Consider the following 11769-nt stretch of genomic DNA (forward strand, 5'->3'; position numbering starts at 1 on the left):
AGTAGGCAAAATGGCAGGATAGTCATGTCTAAATCACCCAGTCTTGAACAGTCATGCAATTCATCAGGCTGAAAAATCGGAATTTTAAAAAATAAAAACCGACGATTCGAGTGATGTGAAATCGTCGGTCAAATTTGTGTTACATGAAGATTTTGGCTGCTATTCAAAATTTCCCTGTACACTGGACTTATTGCTTTAGCTCTAAGGTCAGCAAAAATTCGTGGATGCCAGTCCAAATTTTTGTACCTTGTACCCTATATAACGTCACCTTCTGGCCGATGGTTGACAATAAAATGAAAAAAAACCTGTTTTTTTTTATACTAGCTTGATGAATGTCACTGAGTGATTCTTATGTTGCCTTTAACCCGTTATTTTATCTGGTTTTTTATTATCTGCTTTATTTTTACCTGCATTTGCGGGGTGCTGGCAGCACTGATGCCAACGGGGATGGGCGCCGTACTGACGATTGTTCCTTATCTGGTGGCCATGATCTGGATCTTATTTAAGTTTTTAAAACAGCAAAAACGTGCCCCAACGCAGTCGGAACGTAAAAAATTCACCTTGGGGTTTAGCCTGATCTATTGGGGCTATAACCTGCTATTTCTGTTACTTGGTATTCTGATTGCCACGCGCTCTAATCCAAATGCCTGGCAGGACTTTTTGCTATATCTACAGCAGCCACAATTTATAAGTATTGTGCTGATCATGTTCTTGCTGATCGCGATTCCGTTGTATCTATTGACTTACTGGTTCTATGGCAAGCAGGCACAGCGTATGGCAGATCAAATGTTTGGCAATTCGCCGCAGGCCTGATAGGTAGGTGGCTTTATGACGATTGATCTTGATAGATTGATCGCATCAGGCTGGATACAAATTCACCACGACAAAGAGGGCATTGATTGAAAAATCCCAGAATAAGTTGCGTATAATTTAAATAGAAAAAATAACAGGGCTAAGAATGACTTATGGATAAACCTGTAGTGCTGGTGACCGGAGCGAGGGGTTTTATTGGCAGTCATCTGGTGCGTTTTTTATTGGAACGTGATTATCGGGTGATTGGGCTGACCCGCCGCAAGAATCAATCTGAACCGCATCCAGATTTTCACTGGATTAACCAGCTGGATGAATTAAAACAGCCTCAGATTGATTATGTGATTAATCTGGCTGGCGAAAGCATCGGTCAGGGACGCTGGACGGCAGCGCGTAAAAAGAAATTGCTGGATAGCCGTTTAGACACCACCAAACAGTTATTTGACTATTTAGAAAAATACCAGATCAAACCGAAACGGATTATTTCAACCTCAGCCGTTGGTTATTATGGTATTGACCCGAGCGAGCGCTGGGAGCAGGTCTGTACGGAACAAAGCCCGCCACAAGATATTTTTATGTCTGAGCTCTGTGCGAAGTGGGAACAACTGGCTTTGTCCTATAGCAGTCAGGACACCAAAATTGTTCGCTTTGCTGTGGTCTTCGGCAAAGGTGGTGGAATTCTGCCGCAGATGTTATTGCCGATTAAACTGAATCTGTTCGGGCGGATTGGTCATGGGCGTCAGCCAGTCACTTGGGTGCATTTAGAAGATGTATTGCGTGCGATTGAATTCTTGATGCTTGAAACGACGACCGGGCAGATTTTTAATGTGGTTGCTCCGGAAAAAGTCAGTCAGGCACAGTTTGCCCGGACTGCTGCACAGCTACTGAAACGCAAACCTTTACTGCCACTGCCAGCATGCAGTTTGAAAATGATGCTGGGAGAACAATCGCAACTGGTTTTAAACGGTCAGTATGTACAGCCTCAAGCTTTACAGGATGCGGGCTTTCAGTTTGATTATCCAACCTTGAAAGAAGCGCTGCATAATATCCTAAAGCACTAAGCGACCTGGCTCCAATAGATGGGCCGGAGCATAGGGCTGTGGATCTACAATGGTCGGTGTTTGTGCAAGCATCAATTGAGCCAGTAATTTGCCTGAGGCTGGGGCCATGCATAAGCCATTGCGGAAATGGCCAAAATTGGCCCAGGCATTTTGAAATTCGGGGATTTTGCCAATATAGGGAATACCATCGGGTGAGCTAGGTCTTAATCCGGCCCATTGCTTGACCAGCGGAAAATCCGCCAGTTCCGGTACCATCCCCAGACAAGCCTGTAGAATATCTTGCCGGATTTCAGCAGAAGGCGAGGTGTCAAAACCGACCTGACGCATACTGGAACCACATACAACATGTCCGTCGCGCCGTGGAATCAGATACATGACCTTGTTCATGCACATGCTCGGTAGCCAGTTTTCTGGGGTTTTAAACAGCAGCATTTGTCCTTGCACCGGTTGTACCGGAATTTCACAGCCAAGCTGTTCTGACCAGCCTGCAGACCATGCGCCTGTGGCGATTACAAACTGATCTGCCTGAAAGTGTTGGCCGCTTTCACTGGACACACTCGTTACCCAGCCTTGCTGAATATTGAGCTGAGTGATTTTACAATGTTCTTGCCAGGTGACATGCGGATGCTGTTTTAAATAGCTGATGACCGACTGTAATAGCCGGGGGTTGCGGATATTGGCCAGTTCCGGAAAGTAAATCGCCTGTTGGAACTTGTGTTGATCAATTCGAGGATTGATTTGTTGTAGCTGAGTCTGATCAAGCAATTCGGCCTGTTGCTGAGGGTCCTGATATTTTTCCGCATAGCGCAAGCCAAGCTCAAAATCATCTTCATCAAAAATCAGCATACCACTTTCATGAATCTGGAAATCGATACCGGTCACTGGCTGCAGTTTTTGATTCCAGTCCTGATAGAGCGGTTTGGCATGTCGGGCCAACGTATTGACTGCAGCGGGGTAGCGCCAGGGATACATCGGAGAAAGAATCCCGCCTCCGGCCCAGGACGCAGCCTGCCCGGCAACTTGCTGATCAAAAATCGTGACAGAACATCCCTGTTCAAGCAGTTCCAGCGCCGACATCAACCCGGTGATGCCAGCGCCGATAATGGCGATATGCATTGCGCCGAAATCCTTTTACTTCATGTCTTTCAGTTTAAGCGCAGCTTCTTCGGCAAAGTAAGTCCAGATGCCATCGGCACCGGCGCGGCGGCAGCTCATCAGTGATTCAATAATTACGCTGTCAGATAACCAGCCATTTTGAATGGCAGCGGCCAGCATCGCATATTCACCACTGACCTGATAGACAAAGGTTGGTACACCAAAAGTGTCTTTAACTTCACGGACGATATCCAGATAAGGCATGCCCGGTTTGACAATCACCATGTCTGCGCCTTCCTGAATATCCAGCGCAATTTCATGCAGTGCTTCGGCACGGTTACCGACATCCATCTGGTAATTGTATTTATTGCCGCCTTTTAAATTGCTGGCAGAACCGACTGCATCACGGAATGGGCCATAGAAGCTGGATGCATATTTGGCTGAATAAGCCATGATTGAGGTATAAATATGCCCATTTTGTTCAAAGGCCTGACGAATTGCACCGATCCGGCCATCCATCATGTCACTTGGGGCAAATACATCTGCGCCTGCTTCGGCATGGCTTAAGCCCTGTTTAATCAGACATTCGACCGTTTCATCATTTAAGACATAACCGGTCTCATCAATAATGCCATCCTGACCATGCGTGGTATAGGGGTCGAGTGCACCATCAGTAATCAGCACCATTTCTGGCAGTTCTTTTTTTAATAAACGCAAAGTGCGTTGGACCAGACCATCTTCGCGCCAAGCCGCTTCGGCGGTCAGGCTTTTATCTTCTTGTGGTGTGACTGGAAACAGTGCCAGTTTGTTGACGCCCAGTTCCAGCAGACGCTCTGATTTTTTTAACAGCAAGTCTGCTGACAGGCGCTGGATATTCGGCATACTGGGAATATCTTGGCTCTGGTTTTGTCCCGGCAGTACAAATACTGGATAAATCAGGTGATCTGCACTGAGATGCGTTTCACGTACCATAGAACGTAAATGCTCATTTTTACGAATACGACGCATGCGAGTTGCAGGAAACGCGGGACGATTGAACGTATAGGTCATAAAAATCTCAGCAATCAGTATTAAACTAGGCACCTATTGTAGCCCTAACTGAAATTTTTGGGCATAAATTAGCGGTTTTTTATTGCGGTGGATTTGAGCAGAGTGATGACTAAGACAGAGAAAAGCTGGACAGGTAATATACACTTGGGGGCAAAGGTGGATATTGATGTGGTCTTAAATCAGTTGGTACATGCTTTTAATAGCTCTCCTTTTTTTAAGCATAATGGTATGAGCATGCGGGTGGTGGAAGGCCAGATCGAAGCCTATGTCGAAATGCAGGATTTTATGATTGGTAATGTCGCGTTTCAAATTTTGCATGGCGGTCTTGCGGCCACGGTACTCGATAGTGTCGGTGGAATTGTAGCGATGGGGGAGTTATATAAAAAAGCCGAACCTGAAACCATTGCCGACACCATTAAAAAAGTCTCGCGTTTGGCGACAGTGGATATGCGGGTGGATTATCTGGCACCCGGGCGCGGTAAATATTTTATCGCGCGGGCAGAAACCTTACGTTTGGGGCGTAAGGGCTGCACCATGCGTATGACCATGGTCAATGATGAAGATAAGCCAATTGCTACAGCGATTGCATCTTATGCTTATTGAGGGTAAGAGATAGAAAATAAAAAGCACTGTTTAACAGTGCTTTTTTAGCTTTCGACCTTCAGATTGATACAGGTTATAGATCTGATTTGGCCCGATTTAAGGCCTTCTGCCATTTGGCTAAATGAGCTTCACGCTCATCATTTTGCATTTTTGGTTCAAAGGCACGTTCAAGTTGCCAAGACTGCGAAATTTCCTCCAGACTGGAAAATATTCCGGATTTTAATCCGGCCATGGCAGCTGCCCCCCAAGCGGTAGACTCCAGCATTTTCGGACGCAGCACCGGCACATTGAGAATATCTGCCTGAAACTGCATCAGCATGTCATTGCTACTGGCACCGCCATCGACCCGTAATTCTTTTAAAGGGTGGGCAATATCGGATTGCATTGCACTGAGGACATCCGATACCTGAAAAGCGATTGATTCTAAGGCTGCTCGGGCGATATGCGCTTGAGTCGTACCACGAGACATGCCACAGAGCAGGGCACGCGCTTCACTGTCCCAATGCGGTGCGCCAAGTCCGGTAAAGGCCGGAACCAAAACCACGCCGTCGGTATCCTCAACTTTACAGGCCAGTTTTTCGATATCATTGCTTTTTTGAATAATCCCGAGACCATCACGTAGCCATTGCACTACCGCACCTGCCATAAAGACGCTGCCTTCCAGTGCATAGGTAGTTTGACCCTGCGCTTGCCAGGCAAGGGTAGAAAGCAGTTTATTCTGACTGAGCTGGATGTCTTGACCGGTATTGAACAGCATAAAACAGCCGGTGCCATAGGTATTTTTTGCGCTCCCCACGTCAAAACAGGATTGACCAAACAGTGCAGATTGCTGATCACCTAGAATCCCAGTAATGGGGATATTGGCACCGAGTAAACCTGAAGCGGTGTCAGCGATATAACTATCCGAGGAAATAATTTTTGGTAAGACCAAAGCAGGAATATGAAACAGCTCCAGTAGTTCTTCGTCCCAAGTTTGTTGATGTAGATTCATCAGCATGGTACGGGAAGCATTGCTGGCTTCAATCACATGTTCTGCGCCTTGAGTCAGGTTCCAGATCAGCCAGCTATCGATAGTACCAAAAGCGACATGACCGTGTTCAGCCAGTTCACGTATGCCTTCTACATGCTCCAGAAACCAGACCAATTTTCCTGCACTAAAATAAGGATCAATCCGTAGACCGGTTTTTTGCTGAATTTTGCACATCAAGCCCTGTTCAATCAGCTGGTTACACCAGTCTGAAGTTCGGCGGTCTTGCCAGACGATGGCCGGCGCGAGCGGTTTACCATTTCTTCGATCCCAAACCACCGCGGTTTCGCGCTGATTGGTCAGACCAATGGCTTTAATATCTTTGGCGAGAATACGCGCCGTAGCAAGCGCTTGCTGTACCACCGCAATCTGCGTGCTCCAGATTTCCTGAGCATCCTGTTCGACCCAACCTGAATGTGGCGTCTGAATATGGGTTTCACGTTGAGCCGTTGCCTGAATTTGTCCATGTTCATTAAAAATAATAGCCCGACTCGAGGTGGTTCCTTGATCTAGGGCCAGTAAATAGCTCATAATTTTTCTGTTATTCGGCTTGAAAAGTAAAATATTAGCGCAATAATGTAATTAAGCGCATCAAGTTGTGTAAATGTTTAGAAAATGCATCGTAATTTTTGACATCTATGCTATGATTGCCTTGTACTTTGGGGGTGTTTCTGGCTTCGACGCTGGTGATGAAACTCATAGATGCATGCCGAGAGCGCATTTTCTCTCGTAAATCAAATTTGCATTTTTTAGTCGCAAACGACGAATCATACGCTCTAGCTGCCTAAGGGCAGCTTGTCCGCCTCTCCGAATACTTGTGGTTAGAGAGTCCGACTGAAGCGCACGCACACAAGTCCGTATAAAGCCAAGCCTTGGGGCTTTGTACTAAACTAAGAGGATCGCGATTTGTATCCTGTTCGTCGGGTCACAAAGAGTTAAAACAATAGACGATATCTAAGCATGTAGTATTCTCGAGCGTAATGCTGGCGGACGCGGGTTCAACTCCCGCCACCTCCACCAAAATTCTTTCCGAAGTAATCCGTCGGAATCTAAAAAAGCCTTTAAACTCAATGTTTAAAGGCTTTTTTTTATGCCTGTTTGTCCGATAACGTCTGATCCCATTTGACCCCATATTTGCTCTTTATGGGTAAATATTGGGAAAATTTACCCAGAAATTAATACATCAATTATGGGTAATCGACATGCCACTTACAGATACTGAATGCAGAAAAGCACAGCCGAAAGACAAACAGTATCGTCTTTCGGATTCACATGGTTTATCCCTAATCATTACTACCAAAGGTCAAAAATATTGGAATGTACGCGTCACTGTCCATGGTGAACGTAAGTCTGAATCGCTTGGTCCATATCCAGATTTAAGCTTAAAAAAGGCAAGGGAACTTGCATATGAGCTTAAGCATCGATTCTCACGTTCAGTGCTGCATGAAGAATTAAAGCCATATTTCAAAGAAGTTGCAGAAGATTGGTTCAATAATCAAAAAGAAACCTGGTCATCCAAACATATTAGTAATGTTAGAGCTTCATTGGATGAGCTTTATATTGCTCTTGCTAATAAGCGTATTAACCAGATTCAGGCTCCTGAGATTCTGCAGATCATTAAGAAGATTGAAGCTAGAGGCTCGCTTGAAATTGCAAAACGTACCTTATCTCGTTGCGGCATGGTCATGAAGTATGCCATTGCGCATGGTTATCGTTATGATAATCCGGCAGGTGATCTGGTTTATGCTCTCAAGAACAAAAGAGTCAAAAACTTGGCTTCACTTACTGCCTCTGAAATGCCTGAATTTTTAAGGAAGATAGGAGCCTACCCAAGTGATGCTCAAACACATCATGCCATTATTCTGATTATGCTGACAGGCGTTCGGGTTAGTGAGTTGCTACAAGCACGCTGGGAGGAGTTTGATCTGGAAGGGCGTAAATGGGATATCCCTGAAGAGCGTATGAAGAACCGACTTCCACATCGTGTACCGTTGACAGACATGATGATTGCTGAGCTTCAGGCATTAAGACTTACTCATAATCAGGAACTGCTATTTCCACATCGTTTGAATAACAAAGAATCAATGCGTAGCGAGTCTATTTTGGCTGTGATCAAACGTTCAGGTTATGCGGGTCGAATGACCACACATGGTTTTAGGTCGCTATTCAGTACAGTCTTAAACGAATCGAATCTATTTAATCCAGATGCCATTGAACGCCAGCTTGCTCACGTACCCCAGAATAGAATTCGCTCGGCATATAACCGAGCACAGTATTGGGATGAGCGTGTAAAAATCATGGAGTGGTATGGGGAGAAAGTATCTAGCTGGATGCGCTGATTATCAAACTGTAAATCAATTATAAAATTTAAAACCTAAAGTCCAAAAGGATTTTAGGTTTTTTTTCATCTGAAGAAAGGGAAAGGGGGGGAGTGGGAGTGAGGAGCTAAGAAAGAATTCATTTTTAGTGAATTTTATTTCGCTTAATCTAATCAAAATATTAAAGAATAATAAAAATAATTTTTATGAATATTGGTCTTATCTTGTAGAATAATGATAATTAAACAACTGAATAACATTTCTTTAAAATTAAAGAAGGTGTTGTAAATAGAGGGTTTTAATGGCTATAAATATATATTTGCCTAAAATTTTAAAAGAAGAGATGTTTGATTTACTAACAAGAAGATATAACGCCAGTTATGATGAGATTAGGCAGGAGGATCGGCACCAAAAAATTCTTATTTATCGGGATTCGATAAATCTCATTCAGAACTATGATGAGTGGCTTCTAAGGATCAAGCAGGATGTTAGATCTGCTGAGATAGTTTATGAGAAAATGAACTTGATTGAGAAGGAGAAGTTCTTAGAGGGAATAAGTACTTTGCAATACACCTCTGAATTATTGCCAAATTGGCAAGGGTTGGAGATTCCTACTTGTAGAAAATTTATGAAATATATGTTGGAGTCTGAATTTGGCAGCAGCAGGGATAACCCAAAAAATAGTGTCATGCTATTTAATGGCACTTTTAAGCTAAATAAATTTTGTACAGACAACTCTAAGGATTTTTATTGTTTTCCTAAGGAGGACTTAGCACGGACATATATCCAAATATCTGAAATTATAAAAACAAAAGTAAAAGCTGATGCAACCGTTGGAGATACCTTTAACTTGTCAGATGAAGAGGAGAGCTATTTTCAGTATTTTAACTGTACATTAGATCAATTTGGGCAGTTGTATGTGATGTGCTTGGATATAAAGCTGTATGCAACTTTGCATGATGCTTCAATGAGTTACGACACTTTATTTAAAGTGCTCAAAGATAAAATAAGTACTGTACGTCAGTTGATTGGTCAAATTGAAAATTTACAAAGTTGCTTATTGAGACTAGAACCGATGCAAGAATTAGGCATAAATTTGCATTGCGTATTAATGTTCAATTGTAAGGGCTCTAATTTTTCAGAAGATGGGATTATTGCTCAATTGGATAAAAAGCTGAAAAGCATTCCCGGATTTTCTTCAGCAAATTACGATATTGGAAATTGGGGGAAAATTCTGCGTAAATATCATGATACTAAGGTTGGAGGTCTTATTAAAAAGAATAATGAAGAATCTCGTTATAGTTGTTGGTATTGGATCTACAGTTATTTTTTTACGGTCAATCAAGTTATTGGGTTAAATCTTGAAGAGGGTAAAAGTACTTATGAGATTAAACCACTTTCCAGCCATTCGTTATTACCTCCAAATACTTTGCAGAAAACATTAGGACCTGTTGAAAAAGAACCAATTTCATTTGCTGAAATGCAAGTTAGTACCAAGACTAAAAAAATATTAGATCCCAAGCATCTTACTGAAGCTACACAAGAATATCTTGAGAAAGTTAAATTGATGGATCTCCCGTTAGCTGTTTTCCCAATTAGCCATAATGATAGAATGACATATGATAGTTTGCTTTATTCAATAGAATTTCTTTGTGAAACATTGAAAACCGTTTCCCCCAAATTATTCAATTTTGTTGATATAGCTAGTCTTTCTAATAAGAATCATTCACTCAAGTTTTATAGAGATAATTTGACTCGTTTAGGACGTATTTGGTTTGCACTTTTGGAGAAAATAAAAATTAACAACAATTCTTTTGTGCTTCTAACGAGTGATTATATTTCAGAAAATATGAATGCATTTAGTAGTTTAATTCAAAATTATGAACAGCTAATCTTTGGAATATATGAGCAACCAATAATAGCTAAAACAATCCGAGAACAAGAAGATTTTTTGAAATTCTTTAAATCAATTTTAAGTGAAGATTTTTATAAAAAGCGTCTTAAATCTTTAGATAAAACATTTAATAAATTGTCAAATTATGCTGACTTTCTGCTTGAAGAGGATGTACTTGTTCATCGAGTTCATACTCAATTTTATGGTATGGATATGGATGCTCTAAGTAAAAAGGAGCAATCAGCAATTTTGACAGAATTTCTCCGTGTTGGTCGTTCTACGCAACCATTACGTTGGTTAAAAGGGTATATACTCCGTTGGGATGAAAAAGCATTCGAAATCGGAAAAAACAAAACATTGTATGCAGATCTTACCTTGGTGTTTAATTATAATTCAAAATTACAAGAACTTAATATTCAAGAAGAGCTAACTAATTTTTTGGAAAGATTCGTCCAAAAATATTATCAGAAGGACTGTGATCGTGATAGCTCGTTAGATAGTGTTGATGTCAGTGCTGGAAAGATTACCCATGCAATAGAGCATAGGCAGATTTTCGATGGAATCAGAGAACTTTCCGCAACATCTTTAAAGATAGAAACTACTGATAAATTGACTAGAAAAGCTTTTACCGAAAGCTATTTACCATACATATGTTATAAAAGCCTATTTAGTTCATTAAGTGAGCGGAACATAAACGAGAAAAGATTCACCACAGGACAAAAGCCCAAATCTAAGTACAGAGCTGTTATGAAAAATTAGGATAAGTAGTTATGGCTCAATTAATTTTTTTGTACGTCTTTTCTCTAAAAATTTGATAAAAGCATTGCATAACTTTAGCTTCATCAAAAATGACACATCACCTAGGATTTATTGGGGTTAAATGTTCCCACATCTCTATAAATCCTAAGGGAAGATATTTGTTTATAAAGGTGTAGTAAATAATATATATATGAATTAAATAACTAAATATTAAAAAATACTCACACAGCAATCTGATGAGCATATTAAGGAAATACTCATCATGAACATCAATCAATATAAACTCAATGAACCAAAGCGACTGATTAAAATTGAATCTTTTACTAAAAGGGTCATTGATAATGGCTTGAAAAGAGAAGATCTGCCGGAACTCATTAGTATGCTTGAGCACTTTGAACACATTTATTCCTTTAAGCATGTGTATGCGGATTACGTTGCGTTATTTGATTTTTTATTTGTAAATCAATTTCATAGTTTTAGACAGATGCAAAATGGTTGTTACACTTATGAAAGCCTTCTGAAAATAAATGATTGTTTATTGGAGCACTTTAGTTGGTTATTTAGAGTCAATAGGAAAAAAGTCGATAATGATATCTATCAGTATAAGTATCGCGTTAATAGAAGATTGGAAAAAATGCAAACCGCGGTAGAGAAATTATTCAATCGTTATAGCTGCAATCTCGTAGTCAGAGTAGATTTAAAGTATGACGTACATAAGCAGCATTTGGTTGATATTGAATTGTTTCATGAGCATGTTCGTAAATTATGCAGACGTATGGCAGACAAGGATAAGTGCTTCAAATACCTTAGATTTAACGCATGGTGTTTAGAACAGGCACCCCAAGGTAGTTATCATGTTCACTTGTTCTTGATCTATAATACCTCTAGACGGAAGCACGACTTAAAGCTTGCGAAATGGGTGTGCAATGAGTGGAATGATGAAATCACTGATGGGTTGGGCAGCTCATGGAATTGTAATATCAAGAAGAACCCTAACAAAGATCGTTCTGAAAATTTCAATGAAAAGAGGTGGTCCCACTTGTTTGAACAACTAAAAGCGTATTTATAAGTGATATTCCGCTCTAGTTAAGCCACCTTGTTTTGTTGGGGTAGCTGATCATAGTAAAACTCATTTGGTGTCATTTTGTCTAG

The 11769-nt window shown here is 41.2% G+C and carries 9 protein-coding genes and 1 other RNA gene; 7 read left to right on the forward strand and 3 right to left on the reverse strand.

The window, feature by feature from the left end; genetic code table 11:
* Nucleotides 1-351: 351 nt before the first annotated feature.
* Together FTU44_RS13650 and FTU44_RS13655 are read left to right on the forward strand one after the other, a co-directional pair.
* Nucleotides 352-813, forward strand: coding sequence for an ABZJ_00895 family protein (locus FTU44_RS13650; protein ID WP_100357320.1), 462 nt, complete (start codon nucleotides 352-354; stop codon nucleotides 811-813).
* A gap of 152 nt (nucleotides 814-965) precedes the next feature.
* Complete coding sequence (locus FTU44_RS13655; RefSeq protein ID WP_100354873.1) at nucleotides 966-1871, forward strand: TIGR01777 family oxidoreductase; 906 nt, start codon at nucleotides 966-968, stop codon at nucleotides 1869-1871.
* On the opposite strand, the gene thiO is transcribed toward FTU44_RS13655, so the two are convergent.
* Together thiO and hemB are read right to left on the reverse strand one after the other, a co-directional pair.
* Nucleotides 1860-2987, reverse strand: a complete 1128-nt coding sequence (thiO, locus tag FTU44_RS13660; RefSeq protein ID WP_074384142.1) for a glycine oxidase ThiO — start codon at nucleotides 2985-2987, stop codon at nucleotides 1860-1862. The genes FTU44_RS13655 and thiO overlap by 12 nt on opposite strands.
* Before the next feature lie 15 nt (nucleotides 2988-3002).
* A complete protein-coding gene (gene hemB / locus FTU44_RS13665; RefSeq protein ID WP_005172298.1) occupies nucleotides 3003-4016 on the reverse strand; it encodes a porphobilinogen synthase in 1014 nt (337 codons plus the stop codon).
* A gap of 105 nt (nucleotides 4017-4121) precedes the next feature.
* Here hemB and FTU44_RS13670 point away from each other — a divergent pair, with 105 nt between their 5' ends.
* A complete protein-coding gene (locus FTU44_RS13670) occupies nucleotides 4122-4619 on the forward strand; it encodes a thioesterase family protein (protein ID WP_100328911.1) in 498 nt (165 codons plus the stop codon).
* 73 nt (nucleotides 4620-4692) lie between these two features.
* Here FTU44_RS13670 and glpK read toward each other — a convergent pair whose 3' ends face one another.
* Complete coding sequence (gene glpK / locus FTU44_RS13675; protein WP_180051136.1) at nucleotides 4693-6177, reverse strand: glycerol kinase GlpK; 1485 nt, start codon at nucleotides 6175-6177, stop codon at nucleotides 4693-4695.
* A gap of 130 nt (nucleotides 6178-6307) precedes the next feature.
* On the opposite strand from glpK, the gene ssrA reads away from it, so the two are divergent.
* The 4 genes from ssrA to FTU44_RS13695 all read left to right on the forward strand — a co-directional run bounded on the left by ssrA (nucleotide 6308) and on the right by FTU44_RS13695 (nucleotide 11686).
* Nucleotides 6308-6666: a transfer-messenger RNA gene (ssrA, locus tag FTU44_RS13680) on the forward strand.
* 182 nt (nucleotides 6667-6848) lie between these two features.
* Nucleotides 6849-7985, forward strand: coding sequence for a tyrosine-type recombinase/integrase (locus FTU44_RS13685; RefSeq protein ID WP_180051139.1), 1137 nt, complete (start codon nucleotides 6849-6851; stop codon nucleotides 7983-7985).
* A 280-nt stretch (nucleotides 7986-8265) separates the two neighbouring features.
* Entirely contained in the window at nucleotides 8266-10617 is a 2352-nt protein-coding gene (locus tag FTU44_RS13690; RefSeq protein ID WP_180051142.1) for a hypothetical protein, read from the forward strand.
* A 262-nt stretch (nucleotides 10618-10879) separates the two neighbouring features.
* Entirely contained in the window at nucleotides 10880-11686 is an 807-nt protein-coding gene (locus tag FTU44_RS13695; protein ID WP_180051145.1) for an inovirus-type Gp2 protein, read from the forward strand.
* Nucleotides 11687-11769: the final 83 nt, after the last annotated feature.

The organism is Acinetobacter sp. YH12105 (genome assembly GCF_013419095.1).
GTDB classification, from domain to species: domain Bacteria; phylum Pseudomonadota; class Gammaproteobacteria; order Pseudomonadales; family Moraxellaceae; genus Acinetobacter; species Acinetobacter pseudolwoffii.

Coding starts and splice junctions, on each gene's coding strand:
- FTU44_RS13650 (WP_100357320.1), top strand. CDS start 352: ATGTTGCCTTTAACCCGTTATTTTATCTGGTTTTTTATTATCTGCTTT.
- FTU44_RS13655 (WP_100354873.1), top strand. CDS start 966: ATGGATAAACCTGTAGTGCTGGTGACCGGAGCGAGGGGTTTTATTGGC.
- thiO (WP_074384142.1), bottom strand. CDS start 2,987: ATGCATATCGCCATTATCGGCGCTGGCATCACCGGGTTGATGTCGGCG.
- hemB (WP_005172298.1), bottom strand. CDS start 4,016: ATGACCTATACGTTCAATCGTCCCGCGTTTCCTGCAACTCGCATGCGT.
- FTU44_RS13670 (WP_100328911.1), top strand. CDS start 4,122: ATGACTAAGACAGAGAAAAGCTGGACAGGTAATATACACTTGGGGGCA.
- glpK (WP_180051136.1), bottom strand. CDS start 6,177: ATGAGCTATTTACTGGCCCTAGATCAAGGAACCACCTCGAGTCGGGCT.
- FTU44_RS13685 (WP_180051139.1), top strand. CDS start 6,849: ATGCCACTTACAGATACTGAATGCAGAAAAGCACAGCCGAAAGACAAA.
- FTU44_RS13690 (WP_180051142.1), top strand. CDS start 8,266: ATGGCTATAAATATATATTTGCCTAAAATTTTAAAAGAAGAGATGTTT.
- FTU44_RS13695 (WP_180051145.1), top strand. CDS start 10,880: ATGAACATCAATCAATATAAACTCAATGAACCAAAGCGACTGATTAAA.